23 protein-coding genes and 1 pseudogene are annotated in these 26,789 nt (G+C 63.5%); 8 read left to right on the plus strand and 16 right to left on the minus strand.

Translation table 11 applies throughout. From position 1 onward, the window contains the following. Positions 1-11: 11 nt before the first annotated feature. Positions 12-323, minus strand: a complete 312-nt coding sequence (gene rplU, locus AC3WR3_RS15775) for a 50S ribosomal protein L21 (protein ID WP_005304210.1) — start codon at positions 321-323, stop codon at positions 12-14. 242 nt (positions 324-565) lie between these two features. On the opposite strand from rplU, the gene ispB reads away from it, so the two are divergent. Then, positions 566-1,537: an octaprenyl diphosphate synthase gene (gene ispB, locus AC3WR3_RS15780; RefSeq protein ID WP_492292275.1), complete on the plus strand. Its 972-nt coding sequence runs from the start codon at positions 566-568 to the stop codon at positions 1,535-1,537. A gap of 92 nt (positions 1,538-1,629) precedes the next feature. Here the strand turns inward: ispB and AC3WR3_RS15785 are convergent, their stop codons facing one another. The 11 genes from AC3WR3_RS15785 to AC3WR3_RS15835 form a co-directional block, all read right to left on the minus strand. Further along, positions 1,630-1,818 carry a DUF2065 domain-containing protein gene (locus AC3WR3_RS15785; protein ID WP_025328123.1) on the minus strand — a complete coding sequence of 63 codons (189 nt, stop codon included), beginning with the start codon at positions 1,816-1,818 and terminating at the stop codon, positions 1,630-1,632. A gap of 85 nt (positions 1,819-1,903) precedes the next feature. Continuing rightward, the gene (gene hflC / locus AC3WR3_RS15790) at positions 1,904-2,788 is read right to left on the minus strand and encodes a protease modulator HflC (protein ID WP_043130464.1); all 885 of its coding nucleotides are present in this window, start codon (positions 2,786-2,788) and stop codon (positions 1,904-1,906) included. A 3-nt stretch (positions 2,789-2,791) separates the two neighbouring features. Beyond that, positions 2,792-3,940, minus strand: coding sequence for an FtsH protease activity modulator HflK (gene hflK, locus AC3WR3_RS15795; protein WP_025328125.1), 1,149 nt, complete (start codon positions 3,938-3,940; stop codon positions 2,792-2,794). 82 nt (positions 3,941-4,022) lie between these two features. Then, positions 4,023-5,309 (minus strand): ribosome rescue GTPase HflX, encoded by a 1,287-nt coding sequence (gene hflX / locus AC3WR3_RS15800; protein WP_492292276.1) that lies wholly within the window; start codon positions 5,307-5,309, stop codon positions 4,023-4,025. Between the two features lie 63 nt (positions 5,310-5,372). Continuing rightward, positions 5,373-5,636, minus strand: a complete 264-nt coding sequence (gene hfq, locus AC3WR3_RS15805) for an RNA chaperone Hfq (protein WP_011704864.1) — start codon at positions 5,634-5,636, stop codon at positions 5,373-5,375. A 72-nt stretch (positions 5,637-5,708) separates the two neighbouring features. Continuing rightward, positions 5,709-6,641 (minus strand): tRNA (adenosine(37)-N6)-dimethylallyltransferase MiaA, encoded by a 933-nt coding sequence (gene miaA / locus AC3WR3_RS15810; RefSeq protein ID WP_492292277.1) that lies wholly within the window; start codon positions 6,639-6,641, stop codon positions 5,709-5,711. Positions 6,642-6,722: 81 nt separating this feature from the next. After that, on the minus strand, positions 6,723-8,594 hold the full coding sequence (mutL, locus tag AC3WR3_RS15815) for a DNA mismatch repair endonuclease MutL (protein WP_492292278.1): 1,872 nt from the start codon (positions 8,592-8,594) through the stop codon (positions 6,723-6,725). 3 nt (positions 8,595-8,597) lie between these two features. After that, a complete protein-coding gene (locus tag AC3WR3_RS15820; protein ID WP_265436001.1) occupies positions 8,598-8,720 on the minus strand; it encodes a hypothetical protein in 123 nt (40 codons plus the stop codon). Positions 8,721-8,886: 166 nt separating this feature from the next. Further along, the gene (locus AC3WR3_RS15825) at positions 8,887-10,422 is read right to left on the minus strand and encodes an N-acetylmuramoyl-L-alanine amidase (protein ID WP_319913039.1); all 1,536 of its coding nucleotides are present in this window, start codon (positions 10,420-10,422) and stop codon (positions 8,887-8,889) included. Then, positions 10,413-10,886, minus strand: coding sequence for a tRNA (adenosine(37)-N6)-threonylcarbamoyltransferase complex ATPase subunit type 1 TsaE (tsaE, locus tag AC3WR3_RS15830; RefSeq protein ID WP_041206351.1), 474 nt, complete (start codon positions 10,884-10,886; stop codon positions 10,413-10,415). The genes AC3WR3_RS15825 and tsaE overlap by 10 nt, the downstream gene beginning before the upstream one ends. Before the next feature lie 17 nt (positions 10,887-10,903). Next, complete coding sequence (locus AC3WR3_RS15835) at positions 10,904-12,406, minus strand: NAD(P)H-hydrate dehydratase (RefSeq protein WP_202047102.1); 1,503 nt, start codon at positions 12,404-12,406, stop codon at positions 10,904-10,906. Between the two features lie 132 nt (positions 12,407-12,538). Between AC3WR3_RS15835 and queG the strand changes: the two genes are divergently transcribed. Both queG and ppgK read left to right on the plus strand, forming a co-directional pair. Next, a complete protein-coding gene (gene queG, locus AC3WR3_RS15840; RefSeq protein WP_247627200.1) occupies positions 12,539-13,693 on the plus strand; it encodes a tRNA epoxyqueuosine(34) reductase QueG in 1,155 nt (384 codons plus the stop codon). A gap of 83 nt (positions 13,694-13,776) precedes the next feature. Beyond that, positions 13,777-14,520: a polyphosphate--glucose phosphotransferase gene (gene ppgK / locus AC3WR3_RS15845; protein WP_139435042.1), complete on the plus strand. Its 744-nt coding sequence runs from the start codon at positions 13,777-13,779 to the stop codon at positions 14,518-14,520. A 52-nt stretch (positions 14,521-14,572) separates the two neighbouring features. Here ppgK and AC3WR3_RS15850 read toward each other — a convergent pair whose 3' ends face one another. Further along, complete coding sequence (locus tag AC3WR3_RS15850; protein WP_247627202.1) at positions 14,573-15,028, minus strand: hypothetical protein; 456 nt, start codon at positions 15,026-15,028, stop codon at positions 14,573-14,575. 483 nt (positions 15,029-15,511) lie between these two features. Here AC3WR3_RS15850 and metN point away from each other — a divergent pair, with 483 nt between their 5' ends. The 5 genes and pseudogenes from metN to AC3WR3_RS15875 all read left to right on the plus strand — a co-directional run. Beyond that, entirely contained in the window at positions 15,512-16,555 is a 1,044-nt protein-coding gene (gene metN / locus AC3WR3_RS15855; RefSeq protein ID WP_202047106.1) for a methionine ABC transporter ATP-binding protein MetN, read from the plus strand. A 58-nt stretch (positions 16,556-16,613) separates the two neighbouring features. Beyond that, positions 16,614-17,267 carry a methionine ABC transporter permease gene (locus tag AC3WR3_RS15860; protein WP_005327310.1) on the plus strand — a complete coding sequence of 218 codons (654 nt, stop codon included), beginning with the start codon at positions 16,614-16,616 and terminating at the stop codon, positions 17,265-17,267. Positions 17,268-17,293: 26 nt separating this feature from the next. Beyond that, the gene (gene metQ / locus AC3WR3_RS15865) at positions 17,294-18,094 is read left to right on the plus strand and encodes a methionine ABC transporter substrate-binding lipoprotein MetQ (protein WP_005327312.1); all 801 of its coding nucleotides are present in this window, start codon (positions 17,294-17,296) and stop codon (positions 18,092-18,094) included. A 98-nt stretch (positions 18,095-18,192) separates the two neighbouring features. Further along, positions 18,193-18,693 carry a transcription/translation regulatory transformer protein RfaH gene (gene rfaH, locus AC3WR3_RS15870; protein WP_139435048.1) on the plus strand — a complete coding sequence of 167 codons (501 nt, stop codon included), beginning with the start codon at positions 18,193-18,195 and terminating at the stop codon, positions 18,691-18,693. 255 nt (positions 18,694-18,948) lie between these two features. Next, positions 18,949-19,020 (plus strand): annotated as a pseudogene (locus AC3WR3_RS15875) (transcription/translation regulatory transformer protein RfaH); the annotation flags it as partial. A gap of 155 nt (positions 19,021-19,175) precedes the next feature. Here the strand turns inward: AC3WR3_RS15875 and AC3WR3_RS15880 are convergent. The 3 genes from AC3WR3_RS15880 to AC3WR3_RS15890 are packed head-to-tail and all read right to left on the minus strand — an operon-like array spanning position 19,176 to position 26,646. Next, entirely contained in the window at positions 19,176-21,152 is a 1,977-nt protein-coding gene (locus tag AC3WR3_RS15880; RefSeq protein WP_492292279.1) for a methyl-accepting chemotaxis protein, read from the minus strand. Between the two features lie 36 nt (positions 21,153-21,188). After that, positions 21,189-22,400, minus strand: a complete 1,212-nt coding sequence (locus tag AC3WR3_RS15885; protein WP_139435051.1) for an EAL domain-containing response regulator — start codon at positions 22,398-22,400, stop codon at positions 21,189-21,191. Beyond that, a complete protein-coding gene (locus tag AC3WR3_RS15890) occupies positions 22,393-26,646 on the minus strand; it encodes a transporter substrate-binding domain-containing protein (RefSeq protein ID WP_492292280.1) in 4,254 nt (1,417 codons plus the stop codon). Before AC3WR3_RS15890 ends, AC3WR3_RS15885 begins: the two co-directional genes overlap by 8 nt. Positions 26,647-26,789 lie beyond the last annotated feature (143 nt).

Raw genomic sequence — 26,789 nt, forward strand, 5'->3', positions numbered from 1 at the left:
GACTCCTCTAATTAAGCGCTGATGCCAGTGATTTTGACTTCAGTGAACCACTGACGGTGGCCCGCTTGCTTACGATGGTGCTTACGACGACGGAACTTGACGATAGTCACTTTCTCGCCACGGCCGTGAGCCACAACTTCAGCTACAACCTTGCCACCTTCAACGAAAGGAGCACCTACTTTAAAAGTGTCGCCTGCAGCAACCATCAGAACTTCGTTGAAGTCGATGGTAGCGCCAGTCTCAACGTTCAGCTTTTCCAGACGAACGATTTGACCTTCGGCCACACGGTGTTGTTTTCCGCCGCTTTGGAATACCGCGTACATTTGATTAACTCCGTAAAGGCGTGTCTTTTGCTCAAGGCCAGACACGCGCAAAAACCTATAACAATGGGCGGGCATTCTACGCAGAACGATTTGCCTAGGCAAGGCCAATTTAGCAAAAAGTTTATTTTGTGCGCATATCTGCCGCCGTGAATAAACGCTTAACTGTAACCCATTGTGAAATCGTGTAGAATCCCCGCCATTGCTAAAAACGCAGTAATTGCTGCCGTCACGTTACGAGACTTATGGACCAACAGACTATCCGTGCGCTCTGTGCCGCCGACATGACGGCGGTCAATGAACTGATCCTGGCCCGGCTCCAGTCCGATGTCAGCCTGATCAACCAGCTGGGTTTCTACATTGTCAGTGCAGGCGGAAAACGGATGCGCCCCATGCTGACGGTAATGGCCGCCCGCGCACTGGGGTACCAAGGTCAGGACCATCTCAAGCTCGCCGCCATCATCGAATTCATCCATACCTCTACCCTGCTGCACGACGACGTGGTCGATGAATCCGACCTGCGCCGCGGCCGGGAGACCGCCAATGCACTGTTCGGCAACGCCGCCAGCGTCCTGGTCGGTGACTACCTCTACAGCCGCTCCTTCCAGATGATGAGCGAGCTCTCCAACTTGCGGGTGATGGAGATCCTGTCGGATGCCACCAACACCATCGCCGAGGGGGAAGTGCTGCAGTTGATGAACTGCAACGATCCGGACACCACGGAAGAGAGCTACATGACGGTCATCTACTGCAAGACCGCCAAGCTGTTTGAAGCCGCCACCCGCCTCGCCGCCGTGCTGACCCATCAGCCCGAGCCCGTCGAGCAGGCCATGACCGACTACGGCAAGTATTTGGGTACCGCCTTCCAGATCATCGACGACGTCATGGATTACTGCTCCCAGAGCGACGAGATGGGCAAGAACGTCGGCGACGACCTGGCCGAAGGCAAGCCCACCCTGCCGCTGCTGCGCGCCATGGCCGTGGGTAGCCCGGAAGAGCGCCAGCTGGTGCGCGATGCCATCGAGCACCGCAACGGCATGGAGCACCTCGACCGGATCCTGGCCATCCTCGACCGTACCGGCGCCCTGGAGTACTCCCGCATGCGGGCCCGGGAAGAGGCCGACAAGGCCATTGCCGCCCTCGCCATCCTGCCGGACTCCCAGCACAGGCAGGCGCTGGAGACCCTGGCCCAGATGGCGGTACAGCGCAGCGCCTGAGCCTGCGTGTCTGCATCCAAGAAAAAAGAGGCCATAGGCCTCTTTTTTATGGTCTGCGCCTTGCTCTCAGGCGTCAGCACTCTCTTGAGCGCTCAATGGGCCAGCGCCCAGAGAATGACGGCACCCGCCACCACCAGGCAGCCGCCGATGCGACGCAGCTGCTCCGGCGGCTGATCGCTCATCAGTCTCAGCATCTGTTGCCAGGCCCTCGGCGCCAGCAAGGGGCCCAGCCCCTCGAACAGCAGCAACAGCCCCACTCCCATCAAGATGGCTGTCAGCATGACTCCTCCTGCCCTCTGGGCCCTTGTCTTATCAAGCAAAAGGGCCTGAATCATCAGGCCCTTTGGGTTATGGCGCTATGCCTGCTTACTGCTTGTCACCGTGAGGCGACTTGAGGTAGCGGAAGAACTCGCTGTCAGGCTTGAGGACCATGAGGTCGTTGCCGCCGGCGAAGCTCTTGCGATAGGCCTCCATGCTGCGCACGAAGCTGAAGAACTCGGGGTCCTTCTTGTAGCTGTCGGCATAGATCTTGGCGGCTTCGGCATCCCCTTCACCACGCAGCTGACGCGCATTACTCTCGGCGTCGGCGATCATGACGGTGACCTTGCGGTCGATGTCGGCACGCAGGATCTCGGCCTGCTCGCGGCCCTGGGAGCGGTGCTCACGGGCGACTGCAGTCCGCTCGGCACGCATCCGCTGATAGATGGAGCTGGAGACTTCCACCGGCAGGTTGATCTGCTTGATGCGCACATCCACCACCTTGATGCCGAGCTCGGAGGAGCGCGCCATCTTCATCAGGGCGTCTTCCATCACGGTACTGCGCTCGCCGGAGACGATGTCCTTGATGGTGCGGTTACCGATCTCGGAACGCAGACCGTTGTTGATCTTGCGCTTGAGCAGGTCTTCGGCCTGGATCTTGTTGCCACCACCGGTCGCCAGGTAGTACTTGGAGAAGTCCTCGATCTTCCACTTCACGTAGGAGTCGATGATGAGGTCTTTCTTCTCGGAGGTGACGAAGCGATCCGCCTGGCCTTCCAGGGTCTGGATGCGGGCATCCATCTTGCGCACCTGATCGATGAGCGGCACCTTGAAGTGCAGGCCCGGCTCATAGAGCCGCGGCTCGCCGGAGTCAACCCGCTTCACCTTGCCAAACTGCACCACGATTCCCTTCTGTCCTTCATCGACGATGAAGACGGAAGAGAAGCAGACCATGGCGGCCACAGCGATGACACCAATAGCTAGCTTTTTCATCTATCAGTTTCTCCCTGTGCTGAAACGATCACCGCCACGGAGCGGGGTCGGAGTGGAGTTGGCCCCTTCGTTGGACGGCTGGGCCGGCTCCACCGCAGGTGTGCCCGCCGGACGCGCCGGTTGCACGGCATTCGCCTTGCCGGACAGCTTGTCGAGCGGCAGGTAGATCATGCTGTTGTTGCCAGCAGGCATGTCGACCAGCACCTTGTTGGCTTGCTGATAGAGCTCTTCCATGGTTTCCAGGTAGATACGCTCACGAGTCAACTCGGGGGCGGACTGGTACTGGGGCAGCAGCTCGTTGAAGCGCGCGACTTCACCCTTGGCCTTCAGCACGATCTGGGACTTGTAGCCTTCGGCTTCCTGTTCCAGACGCTTGACCTGACCACGGGCCTTGGGCTCGACTTCACGGGCATAGGCTTCCGCTTCACGGATGAAGCGCTGCTCATCTTCTTGGGCGGAGATGGCGTCATCGAAGGCGTCCTTCACCTCTTCCGGCGGACGCGCCGGCAGGAAGTTGACGTCGACGATCTGCAGACCCATCTGGTAGGGCTCAATGATGCCATCGATCACCTGCCAGGTCTCCTGACGGACTTTTTCCCGACCCGTGGTCAGGACATCATCCATCTTGGTGTGACCCACCACGTAGCGCAGGGCGCTGTCGGTGGCCTGGCTCAGACTCTCGTCGGCATTGGTGACGCTGAACAGATACTGCTCGGGATCGACCACGCGGTACTGCACATCCATCTCGACCCGGACCACGTTCTCGTCCTGGGTCAGCATGAAGCCGGAGGCAGGCAGGGAGCGCACCGATTCCACATCCACCGGGATCACCCGATCGATGAAGGTCGGCTTCCAACGCAGGCCCGGATCCACGTTATGGGAGTACTCCCCAAAACGCAGCACCACGCCCCGCTCGGCTTCGCGAATGGTGTAGAAGCCGCTGACGACCCACACCACCACGGCCACCACCAGGGCGATGGAGAGGCCAAACTTGCCCACATCACCACCCGATTTGCCACCACCGAACAGGCCACCGAAACGACGGCTCACCTTGCGCAGCATTTCATCCAGATCAGGGGGTCCCTGATTCTTGCCGTTGTTCCCCCAAGGGTCACGGTCTTTGCCGTTGTTACCAGGCTCATTCCAAGCCATCAGCGTCTCCATTAATACATGCGGATGGATATCATCTCTATCGGGCCATCAACCGTTGACGAAGCCTGTCTTCATCGCCGGATCAATGCCTGATAAAGCGTTGTAAACTCTCACCTTCTTGTTTCATGAGGCGGTTCCAGTCGGCAAGCTGCAAGCGTACCTCCAGGACAAAATCCCCCTCCTCGCTGAAACCTTCCTGCTCGATGCCTTTCAGCCGATAGAGCGCACTGCGCAATCTCGCGGCCGAGGGCGGCAACTGCAGGGTGTGATGGACCATGGATCCGGCCAGCAGTTCGGTCAGGGCCTGGAACAGGTATTCACTGCCTTCACCCGTCTGGGCCGACAGCCAGACTCGCTGCGGGCGCCCTTCGTCATCCCGCTCCAGACCGGCCGGACGATCGGCCAGCTTGTCGATCTTGTTGCAGAGCATCAGCTGGGGGCGGTCGTCCGCCTCGATCTCGGCCAAAACGGTCTGCACCGAATCGACATTCTCCTGCATCTGCTCATCGGCACAGTCCACGACGTGCAGCAGCAGGTCCGCTTCGCGGGTCTCCTGCAGCGTCGCCTTGAAGGCCGCGACCAGATCATGGGGCAAGTGCCGAATAAATCCAACTGTATCCGCCAGGATCACATCACCCACATCCTGGATCACCAATTTACGCAGGGTGGGATCCAGGGTTGCGAACAATTGGTCGGCAGCATACACGCTGGCATCTGTAAGTTGGTTGAACAAAGTGGACTTTCCGGCGTTGGTGTAGCCCACCAGCGACACGGTCGGCACCTCGTTGCGGTTGCGGGCGCGACGACCCTGCTCCCGCTGCTTCGCCACCTTGTCGAGCCGGCGCAGAATCGCCTTGATGCGCTCTCGCAGCAGGCGTCGGTCGGTTTCAAGCTGGGTTTCACCCGGGCCGCGCAGACCTATCCCGCCCTTCTGACGTTCGAGGTGGGTCCAGCCTCGCACCAGGCGAGTAGAAAGATGGCGCAATTGGGCCAGTTCGACCTGCAACTTGCCTTCGTGGGTACGGGCGCGCTGGGCGAAGATATCGAGGATGAGGCCTGTCCTGTCCACCACACGGCACTGGAACAGACGCTCCAGGTTGCGTTCCTGGGCAGGGGTCAGGGCATGGTTGAAGATGACCACGTCCGCACCCAGCATCTGGACCTGGGACGCGATCTCTTCCGCCTTGCCGCTGCCGACAAAATACTTGGCACTGGGCGCGCTGCGACTGGTGGTGATCACCCCCAGCGCATTGACCCCGGCCGAGCTCACCAGCATCTTGAGCTCGTCCAGATCCTCCCGCTCACCCTCATCGCTGAAGTTGACATGTACCAGAACGGCCTGTTCACCAGCTTCGTAACGGTCAAACAAGCGCTTGCTCCTTGACAGGTATCATGATGATTCTGAGTTGGCGAGTGGGCTCGCCGCGGGATATCACGCCTCGGCTTCACCCTGCTCTTCACCGGCGGCGCCCGGGGCGTGCTGGTGATGGTTGACGGCACGGGCCGGCACCACGGTGGAAATGGCGTGCTTGTAGACCATCTGGCTCACGGTGTTCTTCAGCAAAATGACAAACTGGTCAAACGATTCGATCTGACCCTGCAGTTTGATGCCGTTCACCAAATAGATAGAAACAGGAATCCGCTCACGGCGCAGCGCATTCAAAAACGGGTCTTGGAGAGATTGCCCCTTAGCCATCTTTCTTTTCCTTATAGTTTGTTGTTTTTAAACACCGGATATCAATATAACAACCTGATTATACAGGGAGTGTCAAGCCGCACCAGCTCGGGCGATCACCCTGGCCACATTGCCAGACTCACCAGATTCCAACCAGGTCAGGTCGGGCCAGCCACGCAACCAGGTCATCTGACGCTTGGCCAGCTGACGGGTGGCCACGATGCCACGATAACGCATCTCATCATATCCCACTTCCCCTGCCAGGTAGTCCCACATTTGGCGGTAGCCAACGCAACGGATAGCTGGCAGATCCGGGTGAAGATCACCCCGCTCATAGAGCGCCCTGACCTCCTGTTCGAACTCCCCTTGCAGCATCTTGTCAAAACGCAGCTCGATGCGCTGATGCAGCACGGCGCGATCGCTCGGCGCAATGGCAAACTGGTACACCCGGTAGGGCAAGCCTTCCCCCTGCACCTGGGTCAGTTCGGTCAGCGTCTTGCCGCTGATGCGATAGACCTCGAGCGCCCGGCTGAGCCGCTGCGGGTCGTTGGGGTGGATGCGGGCGCCGGCCACAGGATCGATGCGCACCAGCTCGTCGTGCAGGGCTTGCCAGCCGAGGCGGGCGGCCTCTGCCTCAATCTCGGCGCGAATGGCCGGATCGGCTGGGGGCAACGGAGAGAGCCCCTCCAGCAGCGCCTTGAAGTAGAGCATGGTGCCCCCCACCAGCAGCGGGATGCGGCCGCGGTCGGCGATCTCTTTCATCTCCCGCAGGGCATCGCGACAGAAATCCGCCGCCGAATAGCTCATGGCCGGATCCAGGATGTCGATCAGGCGATGCGGGGCCTGGGCCAGCTCGGCGGCAGTGGGCTTGGCGGTGCCTATGTCCATGCCGCGATAGATGAGCGCGGAGTCCACGCTGATGATGTCGCAGGGCAGGGCCTGGCACAGAGCGATGGCGAGATCCGTCTTGCCGGAGGCCGTCGGCCCCATCAGAAAAATTGCAGTCGGCAAGTCAGCCACTTTCATGTTCCTCTGGCACGGTCGCCTCGTCGGGAGGCGTACCATGCAATTGACTATCAATGGATTGAAGCGGTCAGCCCCGGCGACTCAATCGCCTTGTGCAAACCCCTCCAGCACGGCCGCCAACGACAGAGGGCGCACCATGCGAATGTCTGCCAGTTGGTCACTGAAATCGGTCACAAGTTCCGTCAGCAGCCGGCTGGCCGTTGAAAAATCATATATTTTCTCGGCGCTTATCCCCTGCTCCACCAGCCACTGGCATAGTACTTCAGCCTGCTGGCCAGCATCACTGTCAGATCCGCTCTCGACCAGTTGCAGCAATTCGGGTAAGAGACGCACCAGATCGGTCTGGCGCAGCAAGGCGGGCACCCTGGTCAGGATCATGGTGTCGCGCCCCCCGCTTTTCAACTCCAGCCCCATGCGTTTGAGCAAACGTTCCTGCTCCTGCGCCAGCGCAATCAGGTTCTTTGGCAGCTTGAAGGAGACCGGCAGCAGCAGGGGCTGCGCTGCCAGCCCCTGCCCCCAGGTCTCCAGCAGCCAGTGGCGCAGCAGCACCCGCTCGGCCCGCACCAGGGAGAGCAGCGCCAGTTGTCCCTCCCGCTCGATCAGCAGATAGGCCTGCTCCACCAGGGTCAGGGCGCGAGTCCCCTGGGGCGACGGACCGGCCAGGGTGACGGGGGCGGTCTGGGGCGACTCTCCCGCTACCGGCAGGGTGGTGAGCAGGGCGCCCATGCCGCGCATCGCCTCCCGGCTGGGGAGCTCGGGGGGCTGATAGTTGCCCGCGCGGCCTGCACCTTCGCGCACGGCGCCGCCATCCCGCGTCTGGGCGGGGGCTCTATAGCTGTGCTCGGCACCATACCACTCGGGGCGCGGCGCCTGGCCTGGATACTCTATCTGCGGGCTGGTCGGCAGCTCGACCAGGGTCTCGGCGAGCGGCTCGTCCTGCTCGCTGGCTCCCGCCCCTTCCCGGCGCAGGGCGGTAAAGAGCGCCTGGAAGATGAAGTCGTGAATGAGCCGCGCCTGATGGAAACGCACCTCGTGCTTGGCGGGATGGACGTTCACATCCACCTGACGGGGATCCAGCTCTATGTAGAGCACATAGGCGGCGAAGCTGCCGGCGGGCAGCAGCTCGTCATAGGCCTGGCGAATGGCGTGGTTGATGAGCTTGTCGCGCATCATGCGGCCATTCACATAGGTGTATTGCAGATCGTTTTGCGGTCTGGCTCCCGCGGGCAGCGCCAGCCAGCCCCACAGGCGCACGTCGCTGTGCTCGCTCTCCACCGCCAGCGCGTGGTGCATGAAGGGGGTGCCGCAGACGGCGGCGAGGCGGCGCTCCTGCTCAGGCACCGTATTGGCGGCCTTGTACTGGCGCACCACCTTGCCGTTGTGGCGCAGGATCAGGGTGATGTCGAAACGGGAGAGCGCGATGCGGCGCACCAGCTCGTCGATGTGGGCAAACTCTGTCTTCTCGCTGCGCATGAACTTGCGCCGCGCCGGGGTGTTGAAGAAGAGGTCCACCACCTCTACCGTGGTGCCCACCGGGTGAGCCGCCGGCTTGACGGTGACACTCATCTCGCGCCCTTCGGCCTGCGCCTGCCAGGCTTCGGACTGCTCAGCGGTGCGGGAGGTGAAGGTGAGACGGGAGACGGAGCTGATGGAGGCGAGCGCCTCGCCGCGAAAGCCGAGGCTGTTGATCCCTTCCAGGTCATCCAGGGTCGCCACCTTGGAGGTGGCGTGCCGCGACAGCGCCAGCACCAGCTCGTCCCTGGCGACGCCGCTGCCGTTGTCACGGATGCGGATCAGCTTGGCGCCCCCCTTGTCGATGTCGATCTCGACCCGGTCGGCCCCTGCATCCAGGCTGTTTTCCACCAGCTCCTTCACCACAGAGGAGGGCCGCTCCACCACCTCGCCGGCAGCAATCTGGTTGGCCAGAATGGGAGGCAATATACGGATCGGCATCACTTACTCCTGAATTTCAATCTTGCGGATGATGAGCCCCTTAACCACCCAGAAGGGCAGCGCCACCACCTCTTCGCCAACCGGAATCTGGTTGGCCAGAACGGGAGGCAATATACGGATCGGCATGGCTTACTCCTGATGGTTTCCCTTGCGGGTCAAGACACGTTCAACACGGGGACGGGCCGCGCCACCACACCTTCGCCAGCAACCATCCGGTTGGCCAGCGTGGCGAAGGCCTGGCTCGAGCGCCAATCCGGGCGCTCCTCGGCCCTGCCTCGCCAGCTCCCGCGCGTCAGTTTTGGGGGATATAGAGCACCTGCCCTATCTGGATATCCCGTGACTTGAGCTTGTTGATCTCCACCAGCCGCGCCTGGCTCACGCCGTGCTTCTCGGCGAGACGGGAGAGGCTCTGGCCGCGGGTAACCACGTGGCGGATCATCCTGGACTTGTCGTTGCTCTGCACGCTTGCGACCGGCACGCTCGGCTCCTTGGCCGCCACCTTGTAGGGTTTTATCACCCCGGCACCGGAGGCGCTGCCGACGCTGCTGACCGGGGCGCCGCCATCGCTGCTGCGGCTCGGCACTGTCGCCGGCATGCGGTTGGTCACCTGCTGCCGGGGCGCGGGGGCAACCGCCGCCTTTTTCGCCGCTGGCTGACTGGCGCTGGCCACTTGCTGCCCCTTGCCCGTCATCATGGGCCCCTTGGTCGGGTGGCTGCGATAGTAGCTGCGGATCCCCTCGAAGATGGCGCGGGCCAGTTGATCCTGGTAGCTGGCGGTGGCCAGCAGCTTCTCTTCCGCATGGTTCGAGATGAAGCCGGTTTCCACCAATACAGAGGGAATGTCCGGCGCCTTCAGCACCGCCAGACTGGCGTGTTCCGGCGCTTTCTTGTGCAGCCGGGCCACCCGTCCCATGGAGCGCAGTATCTGGCGACTCACCTCATAACCCTCGGCCCTGGACTTGTCCATGGAGAGATCGAGGAAGGTCTGCGCCAGATAGGGGTTGGGATCGGATTCGGCCAATACCTTGCCTACCCCGCCCAGCAGTTCCCCCTGCTTCTCCTGCTTCTCCAGCCAGCTGCCCATCTCGCGGTTGGCGCGATTGGTCGACAGCACCCAGACCGAAGCGCCGCGCGGGGTGGAGTTGTGGAAGCTGTCCGCATGCACGGACACCAGCAGATCCGCCTTGGCCTTGCGAGCGATTTCCGAGCGCTTGTTGAGGTCGACGAAGTAGTCACCACGACGGGTCATCACGGCGCGCATGCCCGGCTCGCGGTCGATCAGTGCCGCCAGCTTCTGGGACACCGACAGGGTCACCCGCTTCTCGTAGGTGCGGCGCGGGCCTATGGAGCCGGGATCTTCCCCCCCATGGCCCGGATCGATGGCGATGACGATGGCCTTGCCCTGGCCGCCGACGGGAGCGGGCTGCGCCGTGGCGCCGCCTTTCTCTTCATAGGGCAGATCGATCACCAGACGATGGCCGTAGGGGCCCGCCGGTGCCAGCGGGAACACCACCGGCTTGATGGAGGAGCTGAGATCCAGCACCAGACGCATGCTGCCCTTTTCAAGGGGCGTGCTCTCGCGGATCTTGCGCACCAGCTCGCTCTTGTTCTCGATACGAGCCAGGTTGGCGGCGTTGCTCGCCCCCTTGAGATCGATCACCAGGCGACTCGGGCCGCTCAGGGTGAAGTAGTTGAAATTGGGGGCGCTGCTCATGTCGAGCACCACCCGGGTGTTATCCGGCGATGGCCAGACCCGCACACTCTTGAGCTGGTTAGCCCAGGAGGGTAAGGCCATCAGGGAGAGGGCAATAACAAGGATCAAGCGCACTGAGATGACAACCGTTCCAGAATGGCTTCGCCAATAGCAGTGCGGGCCGCAATCAGGGCCTCGCGCTGCTCGTTCACATACGTCAGGGTAATCTCGAGATCGGGGGACGGCAGCCAGCCCTCCCCTTTCTCCGGCCACTCCACCAGACAGAGGGTGTCGGCGCCAAAATAGTCCCGAATGCCCATGAATTCCAGCTCTTCCGGATCCGCCAGTCGATAGAGATCGAAGTGATAGACCTGCCAGTCGGCCAGTTCATAGGGCTCCACCAGGGTATAGGTCGGACTCTTGACCTTACCTTGATGGCCAAGCCCTTGCACCCAGCCGCGGGTCAGGGTGGTCTTGCCGGCCCCGAGGGCGCCGTGCAGAAATACGGTAGTGGCCTGCTGGCACGCCTGCGCCAGACGGCCACCCAGTGCCACAGTTGCTGCCTCGTCCGGCAGTGTCATCATCAAGGTTTTTGCCATGTTCTTCTTGTTACTTGTTACGGTGTCGGATTGACCAGACGGCGGATCCAGGGCAGCAGATCCGATGCCAACATGCCCCGCTCACCCTCGGCGGCGGCCAGGTCGGCGGCCTCTGCGTGGATCACGGCCCCCAGTCGCGCGGCCATGCCGGCAGACCAGCCCTGGGCCAGGAGGGCGGCGATTATACCAGATAACAGATCCCCCATGCCGCCACTGGCCATGCCGGGATTGCCTTCGTCGCAGAGGCTGATGCACTGGCCATCGCAGATAAGCGAGCCCGCCCCCTTGAGCAGCACGACGCCGCCGTATCGCTGCTGCAGCCGCGATACGGCGGCGAAACGATCCGCCTCGACCTCGGCGACGGCGCACCCCAGCAGGCGGGCCGCCTCCCCGGGGTGGGGCGTGAGCACCCAATTATCCTGATGACGGGGTGCCTGCGCCAGCCAATTCAATCCATCGGCGTCCAATACCAGGGGCCCGCTGGCGCTGAGGTGGTGTTCGAACTGGGCCCTTCCCCACTCATCCTGACCGAGCCCGGGCCCCAGCACGCGCACCGTGGCCCACCCCTCGTCCGTCCCGGCCGGGCATCCCATCAGCTCAGGCTGCACCAGGCTGGCGGGGGGAGAGTCCGGGTGCTGGCACAGTCGCACCAGACCCGCCCCCGCCCGCAGGCAGGCCTGTCCCGCCAGCAGTATGGCCCCCTGCATCCCCAGGTTGCCCCCCACCAGCAGCACCCTGCCGTGCTTGCCCTTGTGAGCCGAGCGGGGACGAGGGGTGAGCAGACTCTTTAGGCGGGGATAATCCAGGCGCTCGGCGGCGGGCACCAGGCCGGCCTCGGGCACCACCCCGAGGGGATCCCAGTCGAGCTGGCCGACGCCGTCCACCCCGTCGGCGGTGAGCATACCCTGCTTGATGCCGATGAAGCTGAGGGTGCGGGTGGCGTGCACCAGGGCCCCCATGGCGCGGCCGGTGTCGGCATTGAGCCCGGAGGGGAGGTCCACCGCCAGAACGGGGGCATTCAAGCCATTGATTGTTGCGACGATCTTTGTCATTGGCGAGGAGAGGGGGAGCTGGACACCGGTGCCGAGCAGTGCATCTATCACCAGATCCGGCGCAGGGAGCGACGCCCCCTCGAGCGCATCGGCCATCATCACCTCTCCTCCTGCCGCCAGCCACTCGTCGGCGGCCCGCCTGGCATCCCCTCGGAGCAGGCCTGGCGCCCGGGCGGCGATCACCAGAGGCTCGAGACCGAGTCGACGGGCGAGGCGGGCCAGCACATAGCCATCCCCCCCGTTGTTGCCCGGGCCGACGAAGATCCACCAGTGGTGACTCTGGGGCCAGTGATGGCGGGCATAGCTGCACAGGGCGGCACCGGCCCGCTCCATCAGGGCGTAGAGGGCTTGCCCCTCACGCTCGGCCCAGCGCTGCTCCATCTTGCGGATCTGTTCGGCCCGCCACAGGGGCTGTGCTAGACTGATGCCTTGTTTTTTGCCGATAGCGTCCTCGATACCCTCTACCATGACGGCTCCCCACCTTCATCATCCACTGGCCTGGCGCCTGGCCTGGCATATGGCGTGCCATGACGGCGCACGGCCCTCGTCACGCTCGGTGCCACGGGCGCCATGCCGCTGCCAGCAGGCAGGTGAGGCACAATGACGGCCGCCGAACTCGCGCAACTGGCCCACGATATCAAGCTCTGGGCACGGGAGCTAGGATTTGACCAGGCCGGCATCACGGACACGGATCTCGCCCTCGAGGAGCCCAGGTTGCAGGCCTGGCTGGATGCGGGCCATCACGGCACCATGGATTACATGGCGCGCCACGGCATGATGCGGGCCCGGCCCCACGAGCTGCTGCCGGGCACCCTGCGGGTGCTGTCGGTGCGGATGAACTATCTCCCCTTCGAGGCGGGCTTTGCCGCCACTCTGCGCGATCCGACCCTGGGCTACATCAGCCGCTATGCCCTGGGGCGCGACTACCACAAGGTGCTGCGCAACCGGCTCAAGCAGCTGGGGGAGCGCATCGAGCAGCGCTGCCAGGCGCTGTTGCCATCCACGCAGGAAACCCCGGGGGAGTGGCGCCCCTTCGTCGACTCGGCCCCCATACTGGAGCGCCCCCTGGCGGCCAAGGCGGGGCTGGGCTGGGTGGGCAAGCACTCGCTGCTGCTCAACGAGTCGGCCGGCTCCTTCTTCTTTCTCGGGGAGCTGCTGGTCAGCCTGCCGCTGCCCGTCGATGCCCCGGTGGAAAAAGAGCAGTGCGGCAAGTGCGTGGCCTGCATCAACATCTGTCCGACCGGCGCCATCATAGCCCCTTACGTGGTGGACGGGCGGCGCTGCATCTCCTACCTCACCATAGAGAATGACGGCCCCATCCCGGAAGAGTTCAGGCCGCTGATGGGCAACCGCATCTACGGCTGTGACGACTGCCAGCTCATCTGCCCCTGGAACCGCTATGCGGATGCGAGCCCAGAGCCCGACTTCAGCCCGCGCCCCAACCTGCACCGCCCCCCCCTACTCGACCTGTGGCAGTGGTCGGAGGCGGCATTTTTGAAGCACACCGAAGGCAGCCCCATTCGCCGCATCGGCTATCAGCGCTGGCGCCGCAACCTAGCGGTGGCGCTGGGCAACGGCCCGGCCAGCAGCGATGCCATGGCGGCCCTGCAGCAGGCGCTTCCCGGCGCCGAGCCCATGGTGGCCGAACACATCGAGTGGGCGCTGGCGACCCTGGCCGCGCGCCAGGAGAAGGAGAACAAGAAGACCCGTTTGCTGATCCGCTGCATCGAAAAAGGCCTGCCGGATCACGCATAAGCGATCTGGCCCTTGCCGGATGACAGCACTTTTTTCATGCTCTGCCGACCATTGACCATAGGCACAATAAAAGGAAGATTCGGATGCAGATGTTGGGAGTAGATATTGGCGGCTCCGGGATCAAGGGCTGCCTGGTGGACACCGAGACTGGCGAACTGATTGGCGAGCGCCACCGCATCGCCACGCCGCAACCGGCCACCCCGGCCGCCGTGGCGCATACCCTCAAGGCGCTGGTCGAGCATTTCCAGTGGAAGGGCCCCGTGGGGTGCGGCTTCCCCGCCACCATCCACAACGGCATCGCCAAGAATGCCTCCAACATCGACAAGAGCTGGATCGAGACCGACGCCGCCCACCTGTTCGCCGACGTGACCGGCCTGCCCTGCCACGTGCTCAACGACGCCGACGCGGCCGGGCTGGCCGAGATGCGCTTCGGCACGGGCCGGGATCGCAAGGGGGTCATCATCCTCATCACTGTGGGCACCGGCATCGGCACCGCCGTGTTCGTCAACGGCCAGCTGCTGCCGAACACCGAGCTGGGCCACCTCATCCTGGAAGGCATGGTGGCGGAGCACTACTGCTCGGATGCGGTGCGCAAGCGCGAGGATCTCTCCTGGAACCGCTGGGGCAAACGCTTCAACAAGTATCTGGCCCGCCTCGAGTTCCTCTTCTCCCCCGATCTCTTCATCCTGGGAGGCGGCAGCGCCGCCAAGCTCGACAAGTTCATCGACCGGATCGAGACCCGGGCCCCCCTGGTGGCGGCGGCCAACCTCAACCAGGCCGGCATCATAGGGGCCGCCCTCTACGGTGCGGCCCGGCAAGAGGGCTGACCCTCCCCGACAACGCCGCAAGAGGCCCGAGCCGGGCCTCTGCCATGGCGCGCTAGAGATCGTCGAGCCGATGGGCTCCGTGCACCAGCCGGGTCAGCCGGGATTGCGCCATGGACGCCAGGGAGCTCAGCAGTGCGGCCGTGTCCGGCGTGGGGCACTCCCGGGCCAGGCGCCCCAGCTCGCCAACGAGTTTCTCCTCCTGCCGCGACACCAGGGCCACTATCTCCTCGGGCTGGGCACCGGCGGGCAGCGCCAGACGCTGGCAATCGGCCAGCAGATCCACACCGAATCCCTGATCAAGCCAGGTCTCCTTGACCCCGCGCCCCATCTGCTCCCGATAGTCGTGCAGGTGGGCCGCCGCCGCGTCCTCCCGCCCTTGCAGATAGGCCAGCAACATCCGGCTGCGCTCCCCATCCACCTGGGGGATCAGGCGCCCGTAACTGCGCCCCTGCTGCTGATGCAGTTGTTCGAGGTAAAGCATCAGGTCCTTGATCTGTTGAAATCGCATCTCTGCCTCCTCCTGCCGTCCACCTCCTGCCAGTATAAAAAAACGCCGTGCCCTTCCCGGATAAAAGCGGTCATTTTTTGTTCTACATCAAAGGGATGGGAAAGAAAAAGAAGAAAACGAGGAGAAAGGGGCAAAGAGATTTCTCCCTGTCATGCCGGCAACTGGCCGCCAGCGCCCAGGGAGAGGTCGTGAAAAAAACGGGGGAATCATCGAGTTAAGGAGAATTATCCAGGTTATATTCGGAAGGGCAATCTCAAGTCAGAATCTAATATTGAGGCTGTCGGTTTCCCCCTCTTTCCTTAGTCAGCGAGCGGGAATCCTTATCCATTTTTTAGACGTCTAGACGTAGAAACATGCGTTGACACAGCCATCCGGACATCTTAGCATCATCCTCCATGATGGCAGAGCAACCCAGTGAAACCTCTGCCCAATTCACCCGCCTGTAGCGCCCTGTGCTTTAAGGCTGTTAGCACGGAAGAATCCATGATTAAGTTGATCGGTCTCAACAAAGTCTACGGTAAAGGCAGTGACGCCGTGCACGCCCTGCGTGACGTGAGCCTGCATGTGCCACAAGGCAAGATCTTCGGCGTGATCGGCGCCTCAGGTGCCGGCAAGAGCACCCTTATTCGTTGCGTCAACCTGCTGGAGCGCCCCACCGAAGGCCAGGTCATCGTCGATGGTCAGGATCTGGTGGCTCTGAGCGAGCGGGATCTGACCCAGGCTCGCCGCCAGATCGGCATGATCTTCCAGCACTTCAACCTGCTGGCCTCCCGCACCGTGTTCGCCAACATCGCCTTCCCGCTGGAGCTGGCGGGCTGGAGCAAGGCGCAGATCCAGGCCCGGGTCGACGAGCTGCTGGCCCTGGTCGGGCTGGAAGCCCGTGCCCACGCCTATCCGTCCGAGCTCTCCGGTGGTCAGAAACAGCGCGTCGCCATCGCCCGCGCCCTGGCACCGGCCCCCAAGGTGCTGCTGTGTGACGAGGCCACCTCGGCCCTCGACCCCCAGACCACCCGATCCATCCTGAGCCTGCTCAAGGAGATCAACGTCAAGCTGGGGCTCACCATACTGCTCATCACCCACGAGATGGACGTGGTGAAGGGGATCTGTGACGAAGTGGCCATCATCAGCGACGGTCGCCTGATCGAGCAGGGAGAAGTGGCCTGGTTCTTCAGCAACGCCAAGACCCAGCTGGCCCGTGACTTCATCCACTCCACCATCCACCTGGAGGTACCCCAGGAGTACCAGGACAGGATGAGCAGCGAGCGGGTGGCCAACAGCTATCCCCTGGTGAAGCTCGGCTTCACCGGTGCCACCGTCGATTCGCCGCTTATCTCCGAGGTGAGCCGCCGTTTCAACATCGACATCAGCATACTGAGCGCAGACATCGAATACGCCGGTGGCGTCAAGTTCGGCTTCCTGCTGGCGGAGCTGTTCGGGGACGAGGCCCAGTGCGAGGCCACCCAGCAGTTCTTCATCGACAACCACATTCAGCTGGAGGTAATGGGCTATGTCCGAAGCAATGACTAATCTGCTGCGCCCAATCCTCGGCGACTCAGCCATCTTATCCAGCTGGAGGTAATGACTCATGTCCGAAGCCATGATTAATCTGCTCATCACAGCCCTCGGCGACACCCTGATCATGGTGTTTGCCTCCGCCCTGTTCGGCTGCCTGCTCGGCCTGCCGCTCGGCGTGGCACTGCACGTGACCAAGGCGGGCCAGATCCTGGCCAACCCGCTGCTGAACAAGATCCTCGGCATCGTCGTCAACGTCGGCCGCTCCGTGCCCTTCATCATACTGCTGGTGGCCATCATTCCGCTGACCCGACTGATCGTCGGCACCAGCATAGGCACCATAGCCGCCATAGTGCCGCTGACCGTGGGCTGCATCCCCTTCATCGCCCGTCTGGTGGAAGGGGCCCTGATGGAAGTGCCGGACGGCCTGCTCGAAGCCGCCAAGGCCATGGGTGCCAAACCCTTGCAAATCATTGCCAAGGTGCTGCTACCCGAGGCCCTGCCCGGGATCCTCAACAGCATCATCATCACCCTCGTCACGCTGGTTAACTACTCCGCCATGGCCGGTGCCATCGGGGGGGGCGGCCTGGGCGATGTGGGTATTCGCTACGGCTACCAGCGCTTCGACCCTACCGTCATGCTGGTCACCGTGGTCATTCTGGTGGTACTGGTTCAACTCATCCAGAGCGCGGGTGAGCGCCTGGTCAAACAATGTGATCATCGTTAATCGTCGATTTCTGACAGGAGGTTTTTATGAAATTGGGCATTAAATCCGCTGCGGCTGCGCTGCTGGCAACTCTGGTACTGGTCGGCTGCGGTCAGAAGGAAGAGAGCAAGACCCTGAAAGTCGGCGCCATCGCTGGCCCCGAGACCGAACTGGTCGAGACCGCGGCCAAGGTGGCCAAGGAGAAATACGGCCTGACCGTCGAGATCGTCACCTTCTCCGACTACGTCACCCCGAACGTGGCCCTGAACGACGGCAGCGTCGACGTCAACGCCTTCCAGCACAAGCCCTACCTGGATGCCCAGATCCGTGATCGCGGCTTCAAGCTGGTGCCGGTTGGCAACACCTTCGTCTACCCGATCGCCGGTTACTCCAAGAAGATCAAGGCCCTGTCCGAGCTGAAAGACGGTGCCCAGATCGCGGTGCCGAACGATCCGACCAACTTGGGTCGCTCCCTGATCCTGCTGGAGAAGCAGGGCCTGCTGAAGCTGAAGGAAGGCGCCGGTCTGGAAGCGACCGTGCTGGACATCGCCAGCAACCCGCGCAACTTCAAGATCGTCGAGCTGGAAGCCGCTCAACTGCCCCGCTCCCTGGAAGATGTTGATCTCTCCATCATCAACAACACCTTCGCCGGTCAGATTGGCCTGACCCCGACCGAGAACGGCCTCTTCGTCGAAGACAAGGAGTCCCCCTACGTCAACCTGATCGTTGCCCGCGAAAACAACAAGGACGACGAGAAGGTCAAGGAGTTCGTCCAGGCCTTCCAGACCGACGAGGTCTACAAGAAGGGGACCGAGCTGTTCAAGGGCGGTCTGGTGAAAGGTTGGTAACCACTCACTCTGTAAAAAAGGCCACGTCAAGCGTGGCCTTTTTTTTTGCCCCCGTTATCATAGCCAGAAGCACGGCAACACGAAAAAACAGAACAACAATGAAGAAATGGTATCTGGCCTACTGCAAACCCAAGGAAGAGGCCCGCGCCCGCGCCCATCTGGCGGCTCAAGGCGTCGAATCCTATTACCCCATGGTGGAAGTGGAGAAGCTGCGGCGTGGCAAACGGGTCCCGCAGCGTGAACCCATGTTCCCCAACTACCTGTTCATCTACGTGGATCTGGAAGTGGTGACCCCGGTCACCCTGAAGTCCACCCGCGGCATCAGCCGTATCATTCACTTCGGCAAGGAGTGGAGCCCCGTCAGCAGCCAGCTGATCTACCGGCTGATGAGCCGGGACGACAGCGACGAGGCGCGCGCCAGCTATGCCCGCCTGCCGACGCAAGGGGACAAGGTATTGATCGAATCCGGCCCCCTGGCCGGGTTCGAGGCCATCTATCTGGAGCCGGATGGGGAGAAGCGGGCCATCCTGCTGGTCAGCCTGCTCAACCAGGAGACCAGCAGCAGCTTCGATAACCAGGCCTTCCGGCGGCTGGACTGACCAGGATTCCTGCGTCCGGACCGAGCCGGCAGCGAGAAGCGGCCTATGCCTGCTGGCCTGCCTGCTCAACCAGGAGACAAGCAGCAGCTTCGACAACCAGGCCTTCCGGCGTCTGGACTGAGTCGGCAGCGAGAAGCGCCCTATGCCTGCTGGTCAGCCTGCTCAACCAGGAGACCAGCATCAGCGTCGACAATCAGGCCTTCCGGCGTCTGGACTGACCCTCACCAAACGTTGCTGGCGAGAAGCGCCCTATGCCTGCTGGTCAGCCTGCTCAACCAGGAGACCAGCAGCAGCGTCGACCATCAGGCCTTCCGACGTCTGGACTGAGCCGGCAGCGAGAAGCGCCCCATACCCCTGCTGGTCAGCCCGCTCAACCAGGAGACCAGCAGCAGCGTCGACCACCAGGCCTCTCGATATCAGGCGTGAAAACAAGCGGGGCAGGCCCATAGGCCTGCCCCGCTTGGCTGTCACCCCTGCCTTGCTCAGGCATCCAGCTCGAAGCGGCTGATGGCCGCGGTCAGCTGGCCCGTCTCCCGGGTCAGCCGGGCGGCGATCAACTCCCCCTGCTGGCTGTGTTCGCTGGACTGATGGCTGAGTCCGGCGATCTCCTCCACAGTGCCCGCCACCTCCTGGGCCACCCTGGACTGCTGCTCGGTCGCGGTGGCGATGGCGGCGAGCTGGCCGCAGAGATCCTGCACTAGCGCCGACATGGCCGCCAGGGTCTCGGTGGCCGAGGCCACGGCCCCCCTGCCCTGCTCCACCAGCAGGGTGCCGCTGCCCACGGTATCCGCGGTCTGCCGGGTCTGCTGCTGTATGCTGGCGATGGTCTGGTTGATCTCCACCGTCGACTGGCTGGTGCGGCTGGCCAGCTGGCGCACCTCGTCCGCCACCACGGCGAACCCCCGCCCCTGCTCCCCGGCGCGCGCCGCCTCTATGGCGGCATTGAGCGCCAGCAGATTGGTCTGCTCGGCAATGGTGGCGATCACCTCGGTGACGCGGCCCACCTGCTCGCTCTGGCTGCTGAGCAGCGTCATCGCCTGATTGGCCTGGGTGATCATGGCGGCAATCTGCGCCATGGTGCTCCCCATGCGGGCGAGGGCCTGCTCCCCCTGCCTGGCCTGCTGCTCGGTCTGCCGCGCGGCCCCGGCCGCATCGGCGATGTTGCCCGCCACGTCCCGGGTGCTGGCGGACATCTGCTCTATGGCGGCCGCGACCGTATCCAGCCGCTGATTCTGACTCGCCAGATCGTCCACTATGGCATTGGTAGTCTGGCCCACCTCGCGGCCGGCCCCTTCCACCTGCGCCACCGCCCCCTGGATCTCCCCCACCAGCTGGCGCAGCTGGCTCGACATCCGGTTGATGGAGCCTGTCAGCCCGCCCAGCTCGTCCTGGCGCAGCACCGGCAGGGGCGCACTCGGCAGGCGGCCATCGGCGACCTGCCCGGCACGGTTCACCAGGCTGGCGATGTCGCGGGTCAGGCGGCGGCTGAACAGCAGGGCCACCAGGGTGCCGAGCAGGATGACGCTGGTGGTCGCCAGCAGCAGGGTGCGGTGAATGGCCTGACTGGCACCGGCCAGCTTGCCCGCTATCTTGTCCACTTCTCCCCGGGTCTGGGTCACCTGATTCGCCAGCTGATCGGCGAGCCGGGTCAACGCAGGTTCTATGTCGGTGGCCATCAGGTGGTTGGCCTGATCCCAGTCCGGCGCCTGCCGCCTGGCGATCACCTGCCCCACCAGCTCGGCAAAGGGCGCAGACATCTCCTCGAAGAGCGTCCACAACCCCTTCTGCGCCTCGGTGAAGTTGGCCTGCTGCTGTGTCAGCTCGGCCACCCGCTGCAGATGGAACTGGTAGTAGTCCTGGTACTTGTCGCGATACTCCTTGTCCCCCGAGATGAGGAAGTCACGCAGGGCGGAGAGGGCATTGGCCAGCCCGTTGTAGGCATCCCCCACCTGCTTGAGCAGCAGGCGGCGATCGCCGGGCAGTGCCTCCTGGGGGGTCGCCACCTCTTCGTTGGCGATGGATTGCAGCTGATCGAGGGCCGCCTCCGCCAGGGGGCCTGCCTCCAGCAGCATCAGGGTGTGGGCCGGCAGGTTGTCTTCGGTATGGGCCAGGGCCCACACCTTCTCCTGCGCCCCCTTGAAGCTCTTGAGGGACCGGGTCAGGGCGGGCGTGAATCCCTGCTGCTCTATGGCGTGCCAGGCCTGCTCCCACTCCTGCTTGATGCGCGCACCTTGCGCGGGATCCTTGCCGAGGATGAGGTAGGCCCGCAGGGAGGAGACGGTGGCGATCAGGGCCTTCTGGCTCGCCTCGTCCCGTTGCAGGGCGGGTAGGGCCTGGGCCAGCAAGGCCTCCTGGGAGGCTTCAATCCGGCCTAGCTGATGGTAGACAAGGGCGGAGGAGAGAATGATGAGCAGGTTGATAAAACAGAAGCTCAACAACAGCTTGCTTGATATTTTCATGACCATCCTTGTGTCGCAGGGGCATCCTGCCCTTGATTAGCGCCCGATCAATGCGGGCAATCGTTCGCGCCAAGTGTCATGCCAGACGAGCAACTCCTCGCGTGGCATGGGGCGTGCGGAGAAGAATCCTTGGCACTGATCGCACCCCAGCCTGGCCAGTAGCAGCCAGGTGGCCTCGTCCTCGACCCCCTCTGCCACCGATTTTAACCCCAACTTGCGCGCCAGTTCGATACTGGATTCGATGATGGCGAGGCGGGAGGGATCTTCATAGCAGCGATCGACGAAGGATCTGTCCAGCTTCAGCTCGGTGAACGGCAGCAGGGCGAGCTGCTGCATGGAGGAGTAGCCGGTGCCGAAGTCGTCGATGGAGAGGCCGAAGCCGTGCATCCGCAAGCGGGTCAGCACCTCCAGGGACTTGCCGAGATCCTTGACGAAGGCGCTCTCTGTCACCTCCAGGGTGATGAGCTCGGGGTTGATGCTCCAGCGCTGGCAGTGATTGAGCAGGGTATTGCACAGATCCCCCTCGATCAGCGACGTGGTGGAGAGGTTCATCGACAGGTTCAGGGAGAGCCCCGTCTTCTCCCACAGGTGGCCGTCGCGCAGTGACTTGCCGATGATCACCTCGGTCAGGGGATCCATGAGCCCGTTGTGCTCCGCCAGCGGGATGAAGCGGGCCGGCGAGATGAGCCCATACTCGGGGTGCTGCCAGCGGGCGAGCGCCTCCATGCCGACCCACTGACCGTTTTCAAAGCTCACCTTGGGTTGATACCAGGGCAGCAGCTGGTCCTGCTCCAGGGCCCGGCACAGCTCATCCAGACTCAGGCTGTGGCCGTCCTCCTCCTGGCTGCGCGCCTGTTGGGGCTGCCAGGCGCCGATCAACTGGGCGATCTGCTGATGGCTGGCGGGTTTGTCGATGCGCCCCAGCACCTGCAGGCCGTAGGCACGGCTCATGCGCAGCACGGCGTCGACCACATCGTCCTCCAGTGCGCTGCACAGCACTATGCCGCCGCGAAAGCCACCGAGGGAGAGGCGACGCAGCAGGGCCATGCCATCCATGCCCGGCATCCGCAGATCGCAGAACAGGATGTCGACCTGGTGGTGCTGGCACTGGGTCAGCGCCTCCTCCCCGTCCTGGGCTTCCAGCAGGTTGCCGTAGCCAAGCCCGCGGATCTGGTGCATCAGGGCCTTGCGCTGGAAGTTGTGATCCTCCACCACCATGATCGCCAACTCATGCCGTGCACTATTCATCGAGCCATAACTCCATTTCACCTCTGATAGAGTCCATCAATGCCTGTACCGTCTGGACCAGCTCGTCGAGCCTGTCCAGTTGCTTCAACCTGGCCGCCGCCTCCAGCTGGGCGGCCTCGGTCGCCAATGCCTGCTGCCCCACCATGCGGGCGGCCCCCTTGATGCGATGCGCCGTCTCCACCAGCGCCTGGGTATCCTGCCGGGCCAGGGCCTGCATCATGTCTTCGCCATCCTGGCGGTTCGCCTCCAGATATTCGCTGGCCATGCTGCGCGCCACCCCCTCGTCACCAAACAGGGTCAGCCAGCATATTCCGGGAGCCTGAACCTCTGCTTGCCGGGGGACTACTGCCTCCTGTTGCGGGCTGGCCGCCGGTAGCCAGCGAGCCAGGGTCTGGCGCAGGGTTTCCAGGCTGTAGGGCTTGAACAGCATGTCGTTCATGCCGGCCTCCAGCATCTGCTGGCTGGCCTCCTCAGAGGTGTCGGCGGTGACGCCTATGATGGGCGCCTCGTCACCGGCCGCCCGCAAGGTGCGCGCCAGGGTATAGCCATCCATCACCGGCATGTGGCAATCGGTGAGCAGCAGGGCGAACTCCTGCCCTTGCCAGGCGCGCAGCGCCTTCTCCCCATCATCCACCACCTCGGGCTCTATGCCGAGGATGGCGAGCTGGCGGGTCAGCAGCGCGCGGTTGACGGGATGATCGTCCGCCACCAGCACCCTGCCCCTGAGTCGCTCGCCCTCCATCTGCATCGGCTGGCTCGACCGCTCGCTCGACAGCTGGCGGCAGGTCTCCAGCAGCAGATCCGGGTAGATGGGGGACTGGCCGATCCGCCACCAGGCGTCACTGCCCATGCGGCCACGCAATGCCTCATGGGGGGAGAGTACTATGCCCTTGAGGGAAGATTGCTGCAAATGCTGCAACCAGCCACTGCCAAGGGCCTGCTCCAGGCGGCTCTCCTGCGCCAGCAGGTAGCCCTCAAGGGGATGACGCCACTGCTCGGCACTCATGGGGTGGAGCGTGGCGCCGAGCTGTTCCATCACGGCTTGCAGCACCTCGTCCTCCCCGAACCACCACCAGTGCTGACCCGCCAGCGGCGGGGCATCCCAGCGGCACTCGGCCAGGGGGATGGCGAAGGTCACTGTGGTGCCGACCCCCGCCTCGCTCTCCAGCACCAGGCTGCCCCCCATCTTCAGGGTCAGCTGATGGCAGATGGCGAGCCCGAGCCCGGTGCCGCCAAAACGCCGGGTGATATCTGACTCCACCTGCTTGAACGGGGTGAACAAATTGACCTGCTTATCCCGGGCTATGCCGATCCCCGTATCCCGCACCGTCAAGGTCAGCCGATGGGCCTGATAGCCCACCTGGATGGCAATCTCCCCCGCCTCGGTGAACTTCACCGCATTGTTCAGCAGATTGGAGATCACCTGACCCACGCGCACCGCGTCCAGGCTGGCCTGATCCGGCACCTCCTGTCCCCACGCCAGCGTCACGTTGAGCCCCTTGCCATAGGCCAGGGTGGCATGACCCCGGATGACGTCGCAGATGACAGAGGTCAACCGGCAGGGATGGGGATTGAGTTGCAACTGCCCCGCCTCCATCTTGGAGAAGTCCAGGATGTCGTTCACCAGATAGAGCAGGTGATTGGTGGAGGTCGAGATGTTGCGCAGCATGTAGCGCTGATCGTCATCGAGGGAGCTCATCTGCAGCAGCTCCAGCATGCCGTGCATGCCGGAGATGGGGGTGCGCAACTCGTGGCTCATGGTGGCGAGGAACCGGCTGCGCACCTGGGTCGCCTCCTCCGCCACCCGCCTGGCCTCGCGCAGCTCCAGCTCCTGGCGCTTGAGCTTGGTGATGTCCTGCACCACGCCATTCAGGATGACCCCCTCCAGCCCCCCCTGTCGCACGAAGTGGCCCCGGATCTGCAGGTAGCCCGCTTGTCCCTGACGCCTGATCTCCACCTCGAGATCCAGCGGCTGCATGGTCAGGGCATGGCGCTCCACCGTGGTCACGAAGTCATGCAGGGCTTGCCCCGTCAGCCCCAGCAGGGTGTCGTCGGCCGCCTCGGACCCCATCATCTCCTTGAGCCCCTGGGAGGTGTAGAGGAAGCTGCCGTTGCCCGGCCCCAGCCAGTGATACTGATAGACCAGTCCCGGCATGCTGTCGGTGATCTGGGTCAGCCGGGTCTGCGCCTCCTGCGCCGCGGAACGCGCCTGCCTCAGTTCGGTGACGTCGGTCAGTACGGTCAGGATCCCGAGCCGCTTGCCGTCGGGACCGACGAACAGCCGCTTGGTGTAGATCATCTGATGCTCGGCACCGTCGGCGAGCCGGATCTCGCCGCGGCCGTGCAGCTCCTCGCCGCTCTCCCAGACCCTGGCGTCCTCCTCGATCACCCTGGCCCGGATGGCCTCCGGTAGCCTGTCCTTGAGCAAGCGCTCATAGGAGCCGCTCAGGTTCTCGCCCCCCAGGAACATCTGCCGGTATGCCAGGTTGGTCATCGCGATTTCATAGTGTTCATTGGTCAGCACCACCTGGTTGGGCAGGGCATCCAGCATCATCTGGACGAACACCAGCTGCTCTTCGAGCCGGCGCTCCGCCTCCCGCCGCTGACTGATCTGGCGGCGCAGGGTCCGGTTCCAGCCCACGAACAGCAGCAGAAAGAGCAGAAAGATCCCCCCGCCCAGGGAGGACCAGAGCAGCACTTTGCGCGGATCCAGCCCCGTCTGTATGGTCAGGGAGAGCCACTTCTTCTCCAGGGCAACCAGCTCCTCCGGGGGGATGGAGAGCAGCACCTTGGTCAGGATCTGCTGCAGCATGGGATCCTGCAGGTGGGCCGCCATGGCGACGGGAACCCGCAACTCGCTGCCGGAGAAGACCACCTGATAGCGATCGCTGAAGCCCCGCTGCAACGACTGCTCCAGGGTGGTCATGCTCATCAGCACATAGTCCACCTTCTGCTGATCCAGAAGCGGCAGCAGCTCGGGATCGCTTGCGACCGTCACGGCCTCGGCTCCCACCTCGCTCAGCAGGGATTTCTCTACCGAGCCCCCCACCATGCCCACCCTGTATCCCTTCAGCTCCCTGGGACTGGTCAGCTCCGCCATGCCCTGCCTGCCCACTATCACCCGGTTGAGAGAGACGTAATTGGGCGTAAAGCGGGCAAACTGCTGGCGCTCCATGGTCGGGGTCATGGCCGGGATGAGGTCCAGCTGGCGAGCCTGAAACAGTTCCAGGGTCTGGGCCCAGCTTCGGGTCTGCACCAGGGTGAACTGCAGGCCGGCGCGCTGGTTCAACATCGCCAGCAGATCGGCTACCAGCCCCTTGAGCCGGCCCTTGTCGTCTATCTCGCTCATCCCGGGCCAGTTTGGGGCTATCCCGTACTTGAGCACAGGGTGCTGCTGCAGCCACGCCTGCTCCGGCGCGCTGAAGACGACCTCCTTGCTGCCCTTCACCAGCTCATAGTCAACTATGCCCCCCGCCTCCAGGATGCGGCGGCGCTCGCCGGGCGAGATGTCATCCAGCGCCCGCTCAAGCAGCCCCTGCAGGGGCTCGTTGCCCGGCGCCACCGCCATGGCGAGGGAGGTATCCCTCATCCAGTCCACCGTGGTCAGCGTCATGCCCGCCATGGCCTGCAGGCGGCTCAACATGGGCAGCTCGGCCAGATAGGCGTCCGCCTTCCCCTCCTTGAGCATGAAGATCGCCTCATCCCGGCTGTCCACCGTCACCAGGTTCGAGATGCCAAGGCGCAGCAGCTCATCGCAGGCGCTGACACCGAAGACGCAGACCCAGCGCACCCCGTAGGCCTCCTCCAGGGAGAGGCTCTCCCGCCCCCCGGTCAGCAGCACGGCGCGGGGCAACGCCATCAGCTCCGAGGTAAACAGCATCCGCAGCTTGCGGATCGGGCTGGGGGCCACGCCGATCACCATGTCAATCTTGCCGTCCAGCAAGGCCTGCTGGACCGCCGTATTGTTGGCATAGGTGCGATAACGCAACTCGAGACCCAGGCTGCTGGCAATCTGCGAGGCAAAGGCATCCAGAGGGCCGGTGAAGTTACCCCGGCCATCGGTATAGGTATAGGGGGGCCAGGCCGTCGCCGGCATGCCGACCACCAGCTCATGGTGGGTGAAGAGCCATTGCTGCCCGGATGGCGCGAAGGCGCTCCTGTCCAGCAGCGTCTCGACCGCCGTCGCCCCCTGGCTACAGCAGGCCAGCCAGCACAACAGGATGAGGCGATAGCAGCGGCAAAGCATAGGTGACTCCCGTATGGATAGGAGGGGGATCATAATGTGTCTGGCTCAATGTGCGACAACAAAATTGAGAGAATGCTCATCAGCAAAGAAAAATGGCAGGCCCAGGCCTGCCATCCAGGAGTCGGGGGCCAAGGCCCCTCGCC

The sequence above is a fragment of the Aeromonas sp. EU05-FHT14A05 genome, from assembly GCF_058791175.1.